This window comes from Brevibacterium linens, from assembly GCF_003999335.1.
GTDB classification, from domain to species: Bacteria; Actinomycetota; Actinomycetes; order Actinomycetales; family Brevibacteriaceae; genus Brevibacterium; species Brevibacterium linens.
Genome location: NZ_CP026734.1, coordinates 3,588,820 through 3,604,531, shown reverse-complemented (window position 1 = coordinate 3,604,531; position 15,712 = coordinate 3,588,820). Strand labels below are relative to the sequence as shown.

General features: G+C 66.8%; 13 protein-coding genes. All 13 read left to right on the top strand.

Features of this window, described 5'->3' with window-relative positions:
- The first annotated feature begins 7 nt into the window (after positions 1-7).
- Positions 8-586 (top strand): dCTP deaminase, encoded by a 579-nt coding sequence (gene dcd / locus CXR29_RS16270; RefSeq protein ID WP_127365097.1) that lies wholly within the window; start codon positions 8-10, stop codon positions 584-586.
- The gene (locus CXR29_RS16265) at positions 583-1,704 is read left to right on the top strand and encodes a hypothetical protein (RefSeq protein ID WP_241241501.1); all 1,122 of its coding nucleotides are present in this window, start codon (positions 583-585) and stop codon (positions 1,702-1,704) included. The genes dcd and CXR29_RS16265 overlap by 4 nt, the downstream gene beginning before the upstream one ends.
- Before the next feature lie 136 nt (positions 1,705-1,840).
- Entirely contained in the window at positions 1,841-4,888 is a 3,048-nt protein-coding gene (locus tag CXR29_RS16260; protein WP_127365382.1) for a Na+/H+ antiporter subunit A, read from the top strand.
- Entirely contained in the window at positions 4,885-5,517 is a 633-nt protein-coding gene (locus tag CXR29_RS16255) for a Na(+)/H(+) antiporter subunit C (protein ID WP_025780485.1), read from the top strand. The genes CXR29_RS16260 and CXR29_RS16255 overlap by 4 nt, the downstream gene beginning before the upstream one ends.
- On the top strand, positions 5,514-7,094 hold the full coding sequence (locus CXR29_RS16250; RefSeq protein ID WP_127365096.1) for a Na+/H+ antiporter subunit D: 1,581 nt from the start codon (positions 5,514-5,516) through the stop codon (positions 7,092-7,094). Before CXR29_RS16255 ends, CXR29_RS16250 begins: the two co-directional genes overlap by 4 nt.
- Positions 7,094-7,825 (top strand): Na+/H+ antiporter subunit E, encoded by a 732-nt coding sequence (locus CXR29_RS16245; protein WP_025780487.1) that lies wholly within the window; start codon positions 7,094-7,096, stop codon positions 7,823-7,825. Before CXR29_RS16250 ends, CXR29_RS16245 begins: the two co-directional genes overlap by 1 nt.
- Positions 7,825-8,397 (top strand): MrpF/PhaF family protein, encoded by a 573-nt coding sequence (locus tag CXR29_RS16240; RefSeq protein ID WP_127365095.1) that lies wholly within the window; start codon positions 7,825-7,827, stop codon positions 8,395-8,397. The genes CXR29_RS16245 and CXR29_RS16240 overlap by 1 nt, the downstream gene beginning before the upstream one ends.
- Positions 8,387-8,782: a monovalent cation/H(+) antiporter subunit G gene (gene mnhG, locus CXR29_RS16235; RefSeq protein ID WP_025780490.1), complete on the top strand. Its 396-nt coding sequence runs from the start codon at positions 8,387-8,389 to the stop codon at positions 8,780-8,782. Before CXR29_RS16240 ends, mnhG begins: the two co-directional genes overlap by 11 nt.
- Complete coding sequence (locus CXR29_RS16230; RefSeq protein ID WP_101554400.1) at positions 8,772-9,524, top strand: response regulator transcription factor; 753 nt, start codon at positions 8,772-8,774, stop codon at positions 9,522-9,524. The genes mnhG and CXR29_RS16230 overlap by 11 nt, the downstream gene beginning before the upstream one ends.
- The gene (locus CXR29_RS16225; RefSeq protein ID WP_127365094.1) at positions 9,521-10,951 is read left to right on the top strand and encodes a sensor histidine kinase; all 1,431 of its coding nucleotides are present in this window, start codon (positions 9,521-9,523) and stop codon (positions 10,949-10,951) included. The genes CXR29_RS16230 and CXR29_RS16225 overlap by 4 nt, the downstream gene beginning before the upstream one ends.
- 83 nt (positions 10,952-11,034) lie before the next feature.
- A complete protein-coding gene (locus CXR29_RS16220) occupies positions 11,035-11,748 on the top strand; it encodes a hypothetical protein (protein ID WP_127365093.1) in 714 nt (237 codons plus the stop codon).
- 206 nt (positions 11,749-11,954) lie between these two features.
- The gene (locus tag CXR29_RS16215) at positions 11,955-13,970 is read left to right on the top strand and encodes a S9 family peptidase (protein WP_127365092.1); all 2,016 of its coding nucleotides are present in this window, start codon (positions 11,955-11,957) and stop codon (positions 13,968-13,970) included.
- 324 nt (positions 13,971-14,294) lie between these two features.
- Positions 14,295-15,527 carry an N-acetylglucosamine-6-phosphate deacetylase gene (locus CXR29_RS16210; protein WP_127365091.1) on the top strand — a complete coding sequence of 411 codons (1,233 nt, stop codon included), beginning with the start codon at positions 14,295-14,297 and terminating at the stop codon, positions 15,525-15,527.
- The last annotated feature ends 185 nt before the right edge of the window (positions 15,528-15,712 follow it).

Sequence of the window (15,712 nt, the reverse complement as noted above, 5' to 3'; positions counted from 1 at the left end):
CGGATACGTGACTCTCCTTTCCGACCGCGACATCCGCGCCGAGCTCGACTCCGGTCGCATCGCCCTCGACCCCTACGACCCGTCGCTGATCCAGCCGGCCAGCGTGGACGTGTGTCTCGATCGCTATTTCCGGCTCTTCGACAACCACAAATACGCGGTCATCGATCCGAGTCTCGAGCAGCCCGAACTCACCCGCTTCGTCGAGGCCGCTCCGGGGGAGCCGTTCGTCCTCCACCCGGGCGAGTTCGTCCTGGCGTCGACTCATGAGCTCGTGACTCTGCCCGTCGACGTCGCCGCTCGGCTCGAGGGCAAGTCCTCGCTCGGACGTCTGGGCCTGCTGACCCACTCGACGGCCGGATTCATCGACCCCGGCTTCAGCGGCCATGTCACGCTGGAGCTGTCGAACGTCGCGACCCTGCCGATCACCCTGTGGCCGGGAATGAAGATCGGCCAGCTCTGCTTCTTCCGGCTCAGCTCGGAGGCGGAGAATCCCTACGGTTCCCAGGCCACGGGCAACCGCTATCAGGGGCAGCGTGGCCCGACTGCCTCCCGTTCGCATCTCAACTTCTACCGGAGGGACATGTGATCACCCGCCGCGAACTGCGGCTGCAACGCGAAGCCGCTGAACGCGCCGCCCGGGAACAGGCCGACGCCGCGCGCTATCAGAAGCCTGACGCCCGGGCCGCGAGTCGGCGACGGAGCGGAATGCCGTCGACGGGGCGGCCCGGCTACGGCGGTGACACGTCCGCGCCCGAGGACACGGCCACCTCGGCGGATCTGCGGGGATTCCACCTCATCCTCCTCGATGACGCGGTCGAGGTCTCCGACGTTCTCGCGCTCATCCACAACAAACTGCCCGACCTTCGCCCGGTGCTCGACGAGCACGGGCAGATGCGACTGAGTCGGCACTCCCGGCTGAGCTCGGGGGTCGCCCTCGATCCCTCCGATGCCGCCGCGCTCGAGGTCCCCGACTGGGCTCAGCACGCCATCGTCATCGACTGCCCCCGGGACCGGCAGCCGAGCCCGCCGCCGGACTGGTTCGCTGACGCCGACGGACTCCACGAGGCCTTTCCCGCTGGGATGCCGGACCGGGAGGAGGAGCGGATGCTCAGCCTCATGCTCTCCGTCGCCGCCCGCCTCCACACGGGCGTGCGTCTGGCCGACGAGCCCGGGCTGCCGACGCGGGTGATCATCCCCGATCCCGAGGCGAAGATCGACCTCTACATCTACTCCTCGTATTGGATGGAACCGCCCGTCGTCCTCGACTTCGTGCGCCGCCATGCCCCCCAGGCCTTCCAGCAGGCCCTGCCCACTCCCGACGAGGATGTGCTGGCCCAAGCGAGCATCGACGATCCGCTCTTCGACCCGTCCGCCCCGGTCATCCTCGACGGCTATGCCCTGCTCGTCCCGCTCGGCGAGATCGACGAATCCGCCGGCAGCCTCGAGATCCGGGTGATGGAGGCCGAGTGGGTTCCGCCGATCATCGCCGCCCACACCGACGCCCCGCAGATCGAATACCACGTGCATTGGATGGATGCCGAGTCGAAGCGCTATCAGCCGAACCAGGGGCGCCGATTCCGGCGGATGCGCAGCCGGGTTGCTGAGCTCACCGACGCGATCGGGGCCGAGCTGCTCATCGGTTCGGCGGGCATCGGACTCGACGAGAACGGCTTCCTCGTGACCAGCCGACAGCTGCGTGCATGATCGGTGCCATGCCGGGGCAGGACCGGTCTCAACTGACGTCCTGCGATTCGGGAAACGACACCTGTCCGTGCGAAAATGACCTGACGAACCTTTCTCACAAACAGGCATATGACGGAGGTGGCCGCCGGTGATGATCATGACAGGAGCCTTCTTCGGGGCATCTGTCATCGCCTACCCCCTGGTTCGCCTGCTCGGCCGCAACGCCTTCTTCCTCCTCGCCCTCGTTCCCTTCGCGGGACTGCTGTGGAGCCTGTCGGCGATCTCCGATCTGTTCGGCCCCGCGGCCCAGCCGCTCGTCGAGAATTTCGACTGGCTGCCCGAGCTCGGCCTCTCCGGAGTCTTCCGCCTCGACGTGCTCTCCTGGATCATGACGCTGCTGGTCACCGGGGTCGGTGCTCTCGTCTTCGTCTACTGTGCACGCTACTTCCCGCCCGACGAGCCGGGCCTGGCTCGGTTCGCGGGAATCTTCATGGCCTTCGCCGGAATGATGTACGGGCTCGTCGTCGCCGACGAACTGCTCATGCTCTACCTGTTCTGGGAAGGCACCACAATCTTCTCGTACCTGCTCATCGGGCACAGCCAGTCGCGCCGTCGCTCGCGGCAGGCTGCCCTGCAGGCGCTCATCGTCACCACGGCCGGCGGCCTGGCCATGCTCGTGGGCATGATCCTGCTCATCACCGCCACCGGCACCGGGCAGATCTCGACCCTGATCGGCCGTGCCCAGTCCGGAATGGACACGGGCGGGGTCATCGTCTCCGCCGTCATCCTCATCCTCGTCGGCGCGGTCTCGAAGTCCGCGCTCATGCCCTTCCACTTCTGGCTGCCCGGCGCCATGGCCGCACCCACCCCGGTCAGCGCCTATCTGCACGCCGCGGCGATGGTCAAGGCGGGAATCTACCTCGTCCTGCGCCTGGCACCGGGCTACCACAACATCCCAGGCTGGTCCGAGGTGCTGCTCACCCTGGGTCTGCTGACGATGTTCATCGGCGGGTGGCAGGCGCTGAAGCAGACCGACCTCAAGCTGCTTCTGGCCTTCGGCACGGTCTCGCAGCTCGGCTTTCTCACCACCATGGCCGCGTTCGGGACTCCGGACATCACGAAGGCGGCCCTGGGTCTGCTCATCGCCCACGCCCTGTTCAAGTCGTGTCTGTTCCTGTGCGTCGGCATCATCGACCACCGTGCCGGCACTCGTGACCTGACGAAGCTCTCCGGCGGTTGGAGGGCCTTCCCCGTCGTCGCCGTGTGCGCGACGATCGCAGCCGCCTCGATGGCGGGGCTGCCGCCGCTGCTCGGCTTCGCCGCGAAGGAAGCCGCATACTCGACGCTGCTGTCCTCGCCGGACAAGACCTCGGTCATTGCCTTCATCGGGATCATGATCGGCTCGATCCTCACCGTCGCCTACTCGGCCCGCTTCGTCTGGGGCGCGTTCTCGTCGAAGCCGGGCGTCGATGACATCGCCCGCCGCGACGAAAAGCTCACCCTCGTCGTCTCCCCGCTCATCCTCACCGCGCTGACCCTGGCGCTCGGCCCGGGAGTCGGACTGCTCGACGGCTACTTCTCCGCCTGGACCACCGGACTGCCGGCTGTGGCCGAGGGCGACGGGCACTACCACCTCGCGCTGTGGCACGGATTCGAACCGGCGCTCGCCTTCACCGCTGTGACCGTCGCCGCGGGCCTGGCCCTGTTCATCGTCCGCCGTCCCTTCGCGAAGGTCCAGGCGACACTGCCGTCGGGACTGGACTTCCACGAGCTCTACCGAATGCTCATCGGCCGGATGGAAGCCCTGGCGCTGTGGGTCACCGCCCGCACCCAGCGCGGCTCGCTGCCGTTCTACCAGGGCGTGGTCTACTTCGTCCTCGTCGCCGGATTGGGTCTGGCGATCATCGCCAACGACACGTGGAACATCACCTTCCGGCTCTGGGACACTCCGCTGGATCTCATCGTCGCGGCCGTGCTCGTCATCGTCGCGATCGGGGCCACCCGCGCGAAGAAGCGCTTCACCGCCGTCGTCGTCACCGGCATCTCCGGCTATGCGATGGTCGCCTACTTCGCCTTCGTCGGCGCTCCCGACCTGGCCCTGACCCAGGTGCTCGTCGAGACCATCACGATCGTCGTCTTCGTCCTCGTTCTCCGCCGGCTGCCGGCGCGCATCGGTGAGTCCACCGGTCGCCTCACCCCCGCGTGGCGGGCGATCATCGGCGGCGCCGTCGGCATCACCGTCATGCTCGTGGTCCTCATCGCCACCGGAGTGCGCGTGGCCGATCCGATCTCCACCGACTTCGGACAGCTCGCCTACGAGCTCGGCCACGGCAGGAACATCGTCAACGTCACCCTCGTCGACATCCGCGCGTGGGACACGATGGGCGAGATCTCGGTGCTCGTGGCCGCCGGAACCGGTATCGCCGGTCTCATCTTCGTCCGTGGTCGCGAAGGTCACCTGCACCGGTTCGAGAGGAAGAAGGACGGCACCGAGGCGGCCGGCCGCATCCGCTTCCAACCCGTGGCCGAGGACGTCGTCGATCTCCACCACGCCGGCCGCGGCGAGGGGCTGTCGCAGAAGCGAGCGTCCTGGCTCATCGCCGGACGCACCCTGGCCCCGCGCAACCGGTCGATCATCCTCGAGGTCACCGCACGCCTCATCTTCCACGCCGTCATCATCTTCTCCGTCTATCTGCTCTTCGCCGGCCACAACGACCCGGGCGGCGGATTCGCCGGCGGCCTCGTCGCCGGCCTCGCCCTCGTCGTGCGCTACCTCGCCGGAGGCAAGTACGAACTCGCCGAGGCGGCCCCCTTCACCCCCTCGGGAATGCTGGGCACCGGCCTGGTCACCGCGATCCTCACCGTCATCGGAGGGTGGATCTGGGGTGAGACGGTCTTCGACTCCGTCTACCTCGAGGGCGATCTGCCGCTGCTGGGCCACGTGTCCTTCGGCACCTCGACGTTCTTCGACATCGGCGTCTACCTCATCGTCGTCGGCCTCATGCTCGACATCCTCCGCTCGCTGGGGGCCGAGGTCGACCTGCACCAGGAACGCGACGAGGCGATGCTGACCGACCGCATCCACGACAATGTGAACTTCTCCGAGAACCTGGGGGCGACTGCCGAGCACCGAGCCGTGTCCGAGATCATCGACCGGGTCAATGAACTCGACGTCGACAACGGTGCGGAAGGGGGCCGACTGTGAGCGTCTCCTTCGTCATGGTCCTGGCCATGGGCGTCCTCTTCGCGGCCGGCATCTATCTCATGCTCGAACGCTCCCTGACGCGCGTTCTGCTCGGCTTCATCCTGCTCGGCAACGGAGTGAACCTGCTCATCATCCTCACCGCCGGGCGCGGTTCCCCGCCACTGACCGACGGTGAGAACCTGTCGACCGCGGGCATGTCCGATCCGCTGCCGCATGCCCTCGTCCTCACGGCCATCGTCATCACCTTCTCCGTGACGGCATTCCTGCTGGCGATGATCTACCGGTCCTGGAGGCTCATGCGCGCCGATTCGCTGCAGGACGACGACACCGACCTCCAGGTGGCGATCACGAAGCTCATCGACTCCGAGGCGGAGGCGAGCACCGACTACGACGACACCGAGTTCGGCGACGAGGCGGAGTCCCCGATCACCGGCGCCATCGACCTCGACGACGACGGCACTCCTGCGGAGCGGGAGGAACTCGTCGACGATATCGAGGATGCGTCGACTCCGGCCGAGGCCGATGCCATCGCCGAGGCGGCCGTGGACTCGCAGACGGAGGCCCACAGTGCCGAGGAGGCCGAAGTCGCCGACGAGGCCAAGGACGCCAAACAGGGAGACGACTCATGATCGATCTTCTGCCCGTACTCGTTCCCCTGCCGGTTCTGCTGCCGCTCATCGGCGCCGGCATCGCGCTGATCCTGTCCAAGCACACACGGGCGCAGAATCTCGTGTCGATCGCGATCCTGGTCGCGGTCATGGCCATCGCCACGCTGATCCTTCTCGGGGTCGATGTGCACGGACCGCAGGTCGTGGCGATCGGCGGGTGGCAGCCACCGGCCGGCATCGTGCTCGTCGCCGACAGGCTGTCCTCGCTCATGCTCATCGTGTCCTCGCTGGTCACCCTGTGCGTGCTCGTCTACGCACTGAGTCAGGACGCCAACGACGACTCGAACGAGACCCCGATCTCCGTGTTCAACCCCAGCTACCTGGTGCTGTGCGCGGGCATTGCGAACTCGTTCCTCGCCGGAGACCTGTTCAACCTCTACGTCGGCTTCGAGATGTTCCTCGTCGCCTCGTATGTGCTGCTCACGCTCGGTGCCACGGCGGAGCGGATTCGGGCGGGAGTCACGTATGTGATCATCTCGCTGGTGTCCTCGGTGATCTTCCTCGCCGCCATCGGCATCACCTACGCCGCGTGCGGCACCGTGAACATGGCGCAGCTGGCGGAGAGGATCTCGGATCTGCCGGCCGATGTGCAGATGATCCTCCACGTCCTCCTGCTGTTGGGCTTCGGCATCAAGGCCGCGATCTTCCCGCTGTCCTTCTGGCTTCCCGACTCGTACCCGACGGCACCGGCCCCGGTGACTGCGGTCTTCGCGGGACTGCTGACGAAGGTCGGCATCTATGCGATCATCCGCACCGAGACTCTGCTGTTCTCCGAATCGTCCCTGCGGGTGCCGCTGCTCATCGCGGCGGGCCTGACGATGCTCGTGGGCATCTTCGGCGCCATCGCGCAGTCGGAGATCAAGCGGATCGTGTCCTTCACCCTGGTCTCCCATATCGGCTATATGCTCTTCGGCGTGGCCCTGGGGACGAGTGTGGGCCTGTCCGCGGCGATCTACTACACGGTTCACCACATCATCGTCCAGACCGCGCTGTTCCTGGCCATCGGACTCGTCGAAATGCGCGGCGGGTCCACCTCGACGAGGTCGCTGGGCGGTCTCATGGTGCTGTCTCCGGTGATCACGATCATCTTCTTCATCCCGGCGCTCAATCTCTCCGGCATTCCGCCGTTCTCCGGGTTCATCGGCAAGGTCGCGCTCTTCCTCGCCGGATTCGACGATCAGGCGTGGCTGCCCACGGTCCTCATCGTCGCCGGCACCGTGACGAGCCTGCTCACCCTCTATGTCATCGGCCGTACCTTCAACCTCGCATTCTGGCGTGATCCGGCCGATGTGGAAGAGCCGAACGAGGACCTCGTCGACGAGTTCACGGAGCGGAAGAAGACGCTGTTGGCGGGGAAGACGTGGAAATCTCAGATCGGAGTTCCCCCTGCCATGGTGGCGGCCACCTCGGTGGTGGTGATCGCCTCCATCGTGCTCACGATCGCCGCCGAACCCCTGTGGGACATGTCGAACCGGGCGGCCGAGAACCTCTCGACACCGCTCGACTACGTCACGAACGTACTCGGAGGTAATGACTGATGAGTCCCGATCGCGAGCACGGAGGGCCCCGAAATCAGGACCAGGACGGTGCGCAGGGCCGGGCCCGAGCTCAGCGACAGGTCCGCGACCAGGGCCGGACCCGCGACCTGGGTCCGGCCAGCGGCCAGGGCCAGAACCGTGCGCCGGCTCCCAACCGGGCGCGGATGAGCCGGGGCCGCGGAATCATCCAGCAGCTCGTGCTGCTGATCTCGCTGGTCCTGCTGTGGCTGATGCTCTGGGACGCGATCACGGTGGTCACCGTGGTCACCGGAATCGTGCTGGCCTTCATCGTCACCCGCGTGTTCTATCTGCCGCCCGTCGTGCTGTCCGGACGGTTCAACGTCTGGCATGCCACGGTGTTCGGCCTGTGGTTCCTCTACTCGGTCCTCCACGCCTCCGTCGAAGTCGCCTGGTACGCGTTCCGCCGCAAGGCGGTCGGAGCCGGGTCCGTCATCGCCTGCGATCTGCGCACGAGCTCGGATCTCGTGCTCACCCTCATCGCCGATACCGCCAGCCTCATCCCCGGGTCGATCATCATCGACAGCGACCGGGCCATGGGCATCCTCTATCTGCACTTCCTCGACTGCGATTCCGAGGAGAAGCTGCGTAAGGCCAAGGCGCAGGTCTACTTCATCGAAGAGCTGCTCATCCGCACTCTCGGTTCGCACCGTGACCTCGCCTCCCTGCGGGCCAGGCCGGATCCGCTGGGCGAGACCGAGGGAGGTCGCTGATGAGTGAGATCGTCCTCCACACGCTCGTCATCGCCGGTTCGGTGCTGTTGGCCGCCTCGGTGGTCATCGCGCTCTTCCGGATCGTCCGCGGTCCGTCGATCCTCGATCGCATGATCGGCACCGACGTCGTGCTCGCTTCGATCATGTGCGGGCTCGGCGGGTATATGGCGCTGTCCGACCGCACGGATCTGCTGCCCGTGCTCGTCGTGCTCGCGATGCTCGGCTTCGTCGGTTCGGTGAGCGTGTCGAGGTACGTGTCGAAGTCCGATTCGATGACCCCCGGCGCCGAGGCGGGGGCACTGTCGGACTTCACCAGCACGGATTGGCATATGCCGCGTGATGCGGGGGAGCAGAGCGCCGCAGCGACGGAGATCGGGGAGCCGGAGGTCACCGTGATCGCGGATCCCACCTACGACGCCCACGCCGACAGCGACGGAGAGGGCGAGGGCACCGGGCCCGACCCGGGACCCGATGACGCCGAGCACATGTCGCACGGCGACGGATCGGATCGAGACGGATCGGATCGAGACGGATCGGATCGAGACGGAGAGGGGAACAGTCGTGGTTCTTGACATCATCTCAGCCGTGCTCATCTTCCTCGGTGCGGTTCTGTCACTGGCCGCAGCGGTCGGTCTCGTCCGCTTCGCCGATCTTCTCTCGCGGATGCATGCGAGTGCGAAACCCCAGGTGTTGGGCCTGGTGCTCGTCGCTGTGGCGATCGCGATCCAGTTCCCGACCTGGGCGACGGTGACGACGCTGGCGATCATCATCTCCTTCCAGCTGGTGACGATCCCCGTCGCCACGCATATGGTCGGCCGCGCCGGATATCGCACCAAGCACCTGCGTCGATCTATGCTGTACCGAGATGAACTCGCCGAGGCGGTCGACCGCGCCGAGGCGAGAGAGATCGCCTGGGAACGCCAGAGAGGAACCGGAACTGACCACCATGACGGCTGACAATCACACCCAGCCCCAACCACTCGTCTTGGTCGCCGATGATGAGCCGGACGTCCTCAGAGCGGTCGTGCCGTTCCTCGAACGCTCCGGATTCCGGGTGCTGCCCGCCAGCGACGGACTGCTCGCCCTCGACGAGATCCACCGCCACAGACCCGATGTGTGCGTCCTCGACGTGCTCATGCCCGGAGCCGACGGGCGGCAGGTGCTGCGTCGACTGCGCCAGGAGGAGAACTGGGTTCCGGTGCTGCTGCTGACCCAGGTCGGCGAAGGAGTCGAGCGGGCCATGGCACTCGAAGAGGGCGCCGACGACTACCTCAACAAGCCCTTCGATCCGCACGAGCTCGTCGCCCGCATCCGTGCCGTCCTGCGTCGCACCCGCAATGACGGCCCGCCTCTGGCCACGGCCCCGGTGCTCGTGTCCAGCTTCGGCCTGCGCGTCGACCGAGTCGGACGCCGGGCCTGGTTGGGGCAGCGTGAACTCGTCATCACGCCGAAGGGCTTCACCCTGCTCGAGTACCTCATGGTGCACAAGGACGAACTCATCGAACGGTCCCGCCTGCTCGAAGTGCTGTGGGGATTCGAAGAGGCCGTGGGCACGCGTGCCGTGGACTCCCGTGTCGCCGAGCTGCGTCGTGTGCTCGGCGAAGATGCCGCAGAGCCCCGGTGGATCGCCACCGTGCAGGGGCGCGGCTATCGGTTCGTCGGTGAGGTCCGCGGCGAGGACGGTCAGAGCAGTCTATGACGAACTTCCTTGTCTTCGAGATCCAGGTCTGGCTGTTCCTGCTGCTGGTCGTCATCGTGCTCGGCGGTCTGGCCGTCGGTGCCTGGTTCGGCTGGCGGCATCTGAAGAAGCGTGAGGCCGCGCTGCGGGAATCCATCGAGACAGCCGCGGCCGAGGATTCGATGACGAAGCGCAATCGGATGCTCATCCGACTCGATCACGAGTTGAAGAATCCGCTGACGGCGCTGCGCACCTCGGCGGCGAGCATCCGCGAGGTCGTCCGTGACGGCGGCACGCTGAGCGAGGTGGAGCCGGCAGCGAAGCAGGTCGACGTGTCCTCACGCCGGGTCGCCCGACTGCTGGCCGATCTGCGCAAACTCGCCGATGTCGAGACGCGCATCATCGAATACGCCCGCGTCGATCTCGATGCGCTCATCCATCAGGCCGTCGAGGACGCCTCGACTGCGCCGGGCGCCGAGGATCGGATGATCGTGGCCACCGTCGCCCGCGCTCCCTGGCGACTGCCCGATGTCGCCGGTGAAGAGGATCTGCTGCTCACCGCGATCCTCAACCTGCTGGGCAACGCCCTCAAATACTCGTCTCAGGCCGAGGTCGTTGAGCTGCGCGCCAATGAGCAGATCATCGACGGTCATCGCTGGGTCGTCGTCGAGGTCGCCGACACGGGCAGCGGCATCCCGCTGGCCGAACAGGAGAACGTCTGGGACGAGCTCTCTCGCGGTTCTCGTGTGCGGGCGGTGGCCGGTTCGGGGATGGGGCTCTCGCTCGTGCGTGCCATCGTCACCAGGCACGGCGGATCCGTGCAGCTGTTCAGCCAGGAGGGCGTGGGCACCTCGGTGCGTATGGTTCTGCCGGTCCTCGCCGATGCCGCACCCGTGACCGTTCCGCAGATGTCGGATCATATGGATCGGGTCGCCGCCGGTTCGCATGCGGTGCAGCCGGTACAGCAGGCGGATTCGCGGCGGGCACCCGGATTCCTGCCTCCCCGGCAGCCGAATGAGGCCGAACTGCAGGGGCGGATCCTCGGCACTCCCCGGCGGACGTCGAAGCGTCGCCTCGAGAGAGTCGACGGAAACCTGGTCAACCGTCGGACGGGGGAGTCGGTCTTTGGTGGATTCCCACCCGATTCCGGCCAGCATTCGCAGTTCAAACCGCCCCGGCAGGCACCGAACGTCGGCGGACAGAACCCGGGCTATGGACAGCCGCGCGTGGGCGGTCAGTCCGATTCCGGGCCGCAGAGTTTCGGACAGCAACCGGTCGGCAGCCCGCCTCCCGCCGGCGGCCCCAGACCCACCGGCCAGCCGCACGTGGGCAGCCAGCCCAATTCAGGTCAGCAGCCGCCTCAGCAGCAGTACGGACAGGCTCAGCCGAACCAGAACGGCCCGGAAGCGGGGTACCCGGACCAGCGTCGGCACGGTGACCAGCGGTGAGACCGGTGACCGGACGAGCGGCATCGTCGACCTCCTCCGCGGGGAGCGTCGCGTCGAAGGGCCTCCCAGCGGGGAGGTCCGCAATGGGCAGAGCCGTCTCGGGCAGACCAGCCTCGGTGCGGCGAGCCGCGGCCGCCGGCACACTCGCACTGACCGTCCTGCTCAGCGGGTGTTCGGTCTTCCAGATCCGCACCGAAGACAAATCTTCCGGGCCCATGCGGATCGGTGTGCAGGAGACCGCCGGCCCCGAGCCCACGGGCACACCCACCGAGGCCGGAATCCCCGAGGGGATGACGAAGACGTCGGTGACATTCGGCGGCAGCTGCCCGGTCGAACTCAGCTTCGCGCTCGGCGATGACTGGAGGGACAGCAGCGGCAGCACCGATCAGTTCCACGTCTTCACTCACGGCAATGACAGTTCTCGCGCCGATATCATCCTCGTCAACTGCACTGACGAATACGGTGACAGCGCGCAGGAAGTCGTCGACAGTAAGCGACGCTACAACTTCTCCGAACAGGACTCACAGGTGTTGGCCGAGCAGACGGGATCTCTGGCCGCGGGGGAGTACTGGAGCTATCAGGGTGAAGTCGGTCCCACAGAGATCCTCGCTCTCAACAGCAAACCCACTTATGCGTTCGGCGTGCAGACGGGTTACAAGATCAACGGACGCCTGGTGAATCTGTCCATCGAGATGCGCACACCGAAGACGAACACCGAAGTGGCGGAGGACTTCAAGAAGATGCTGCCGACGGTGACGATCGATGGTGAGAGGGTTCCGGCACCGAGCTTCCGCTGACTTTCCGCGGAGTGTCGAACGGCGCGGCGATCACGTGGCCGCGACCCCCGACTGCCCTGACCGCGAACGCGCCCCGGACCGCGAACGCAATCCGGCCGGCCGCCTCGGCGATCCCGACCGCGAACGCGGACCGACCGGCCGCCTCGGTGAACTGGAGTTTTCTCGGATCTCACCCGGGAGTCGACGTTGGGACCTAGGATGGGAAGATGACGACCCACGATGCAGTGACCCGACTCCTCGACGCCCGCCGCCTGCAAGGCCTCTTGACGAATCAGAACGGCCGCGTCATCGCCCAGTACTCGTTCCTCAACTCCGAGGGCAATTCCTCTCTCAGCCACCTCGCCGATATCAGCGGGGAGGAGCCCCGACGCATCACTCGCGGCGACCAGTCCGTGGGTCCGGCCGCGCTGAGTGAGAACGGCACGATCGTCTTCGCCTCCAAGCGCAAAGGCGAGGACGGCAAAGATGCTGAGTCCCCGAGCCTGTGGGCGCTGCCGGACAACGGAGAGGCCCGCAAACTCGCCGACCACTCGGGCGGTTTCTCCCGCATCGAGGTCAAGGGCGAGACCATCGTCGTCGAGTTTCCCGTCCATACATGGGCCGCCGACGAAAACGACCATCAGGAATTCAGCTCCGAACGCAGTGACGCGAAGGTCAGCGGGATCCTCCACACCGGGTTTCCGGTCCGCCGCTGGGATCACGATCTGGGGCCGGGCCGACAGACCCTGGCCGTGGCCACCCTCAACGAGGCGGCCGCCGACTTTCCCGAAGTCAGCGACGAGCTGAGTACCCCGTCGGGCTTGGGGTTCCGCTACCTGTCTCTGCCGTCCGGTCGACTGGTCGACTGGGCCGTCGACGATGAGGCACGCTTCGTCCTCGTCCAGCTCGAGAAGCCGATCCCCGGCCAGCTCGAGGCCAGTGAGATCTGGCGCGTGGACCTCGACGGGGAACCCGAACTGCACCGTCTGACGAAACCGGCAGCCGATCACAGCTTCGACATCGAAGCCATCAGCCCGGACGGAACGAAAGCGCTGGTCACCCGCGTACAAGCCTGGACTCCGCAGACCAACCTCGCGGCCGAACTCAAGGTCCTCGACCTGGAGACCGCGGAACTGAAGTCCGTGTGGCCGGATGCCGACTTCTGGTTCTCTCCGATCTGGGCGGACGATTCGACCATTGTGGCCACCGCCGATGATCACGGCCGCGGCAGCATCTTCATCGGTGATGTCAATGATGCGCAGCCCAGGCGGCTCGTCGGGGGAACCGATCAGAAGTATTCGTTCTCGGGGCTGGCCCTGCGTGAGGACACGGTCGTGGCGACCGCCTCGGCGATCGATGTCGCGCCTCTGCCGCTCTCCGTCGACCTCGCCACCGGGGTCATCAGCGAACTCGCGAACCCGGCGACGGTCCTCGACGAGGAAGGCACCCTCACCGAGGTGGAGGTCCGTGCCGAGGACGGCACGCCGATCCGTGCGTGGCTGGTCCTGCCGGAGGGGGAGGGGCCGCATCCGCTCGTCGTCTTCGCCCACGGCGGACCGTGGGGGTCGTGGAATGCGTGGACCTACCGGTGGAATCCGGGTCCTTTTGCGGCCGCCGGTTATGCTGTGCTGCTGCCGGATCCGGCGATCTCCACCGGATATGGGCAGGCGATGATCGATCGCGGGCAGCAGCAGCTCGGCGGCACTCCGTTCACCGACATCATGGCGCTGACCGAGGCCGCAGGGGAGAGGACGGACATCGATGCCGAACGCATCGGCCTGGCTGGCGGATCCTACGGCGGGTACATGGCCAACTGGGTGGCCGGGCACACCGGCAGCGCGTTCAAGTGCATCGTCACCCATGCCTCCCTGTGGAACACCACGTCGATGGGGCGGACGACGGACAATTCGTCCTGGGATCAGGCGATGCGGGAACAGTCGGCGCAGTATTCGCCGCACCTGTTCGCCGATGACATCGAGGTGCCGATGCTCGTCATCCACGGTGACAAGGACTACCGGGTGCCGATCGGGCAGGGCCAGGAACTGTGGCTGGACCTGCTCACCCGGGCGAAGACTCCGCTCGACGCCGATGGCGACACTCAGCACCGGTTCCTCTATTTCCCCGACGAGGGGCATTGGATCCTCGGCCGTGGGAACGCCGAGGTCTGGTACCGAACCGTGCTCGCGTTCCTCGACTCGCACGTGCTCGGCATCGACGCGGACCGAGTCCGCACGCTGGGCTGAGTCGGCAGTCGATCCGTCGGCTTCCTGAGGTGGGGAGGCAAACGGTTCGTCTGCGCCCCGGGGCGGGGCGGCTGCCGGTTCGGGGCGGCTACTGGTTCGTCCGCGCCCCCGGGACGAGCCGATAGCCGATTCGCCGGCACACCGCCGGTCGACACTCTGCTCGCCGGGACCCTGCGGAGGGGGAGCTCGCCGGGACCCCGCCCGTCGACACTCTGCTCGCCGGGACCCTGCGGAGGGGGAGCTCGCCGGGACCCTGCGGTAGGCAGTTCACAATCCGATTCCGTACCCTGAATGTTGTGTTCGCAGAGCGATGGAAGGACCTCGATGACACAGACCGCACAGATCCCCGCCGAGGCGGTCATCCACAATGCGTGCGTCCTCGACGGTGATCGGGCGACGTTCACCGAGGAGACCGCGGATACGTGGATCGCGATCGCCGAAGGTACGGTCACGGCACGGGGCCGTGGGGACGGCTGGAAGGACGGAGCCGCCTCGGGGCGGGGAGAGGTCATCGACGCCGCCGGCGGATACGTGGCTCCCGCGTTCGTCGACATCCACTGCCACGGTGCGGGCGGCGCAAGCGCCGAGGACGGGATCGAGGCGATGGATGCGATCCTCGACGTGCATCGGGCTCACGGCACCGGCAGGCTCGCGCTGTCCTACGTCTCGGACACGATCGACGGTCTGTGCCGGTCCCTGCGTGCCGGAGCCGGTCTCGTCCGCGATCGGGCCATGGTCATGGGGCTGCATGCCGAAGGGCCGTTCCTGTCTCCGGATTTCAAGGGTGCGCATGCCCCTGAGGTGCTCACGTCGCCGACCCCGGAGGCCGCCGAGGCGATCCTCGAAGCCGCAGACGGAACTCTCGCGCAGATCACGATTGCCCCCGAACTGCCCGGTGCGCTCGATGCGATCGCGCGGTTCTCTGCGGCGGGCGTGCGTGTGGCCGTCGGTCATACGGCCGCCGACTTCGAACTGACCGCGCAGGCGTTCGAGGCGGGAGCAAGCATCCTCACCCACGCATTCAACGCGATGCCGGGCATCCATCATCGTGCTCCGGGGCCGGTCCTGGCTGCGGCCGAAGCTGAGCATGTCACCGTCGAACTCATCAATGACGGCGTCCACGTCGTCGCCCCTGTCGCGCGCATGCTCCATGAACTCGTGCCCGGACGCCTCGCGCTCATCACCGATGCCATGGCGGCGACGGGCCTGCACGACGGGAGCTATCACCTCGGTTCGCTCCCGGTCGAAGTCAAGGATGCCGCGGCGCGCCTGGTCACCGCCGACGGCACTCAGGGAGCCATCGCGGGGTCCACGTTGACGATGGACGAAGCCGTGAAGCGGGCCGTCACCGAGGTCGGGGTCAGCCCGTTCGACGCTGTGCAGTCCGCGGGGCTCGTTCCACTGCGTGCAGTGGGTGGTGTGCCGGGGTCGGGTGATTCTCTGCGTGCGGTGGGTGGTGCCGCCGATGCCGGCAGCCTGTTGGCTCCCGGAATGCCGGCTGAACTCCTGCTCCTCGATGGGGACATGAGCATCCGAGGCTCGCGGTTCGGCGGTTGACTCCGGTCGAACATTGCTGAATCCGTCTGAGCCTCGTTGAGTTCGAAGGGCTGACCGATGCGACTGCGCCCGTCACGCAGCTGAACCGGGCCGAACCGGACTGAATCGGGCCGAACCGGACCGAACCGGGCTGAACCGGACCGAGCCGAGTTGAATCCGGCTGAGCCCGGCTGAACTTGGAAAGT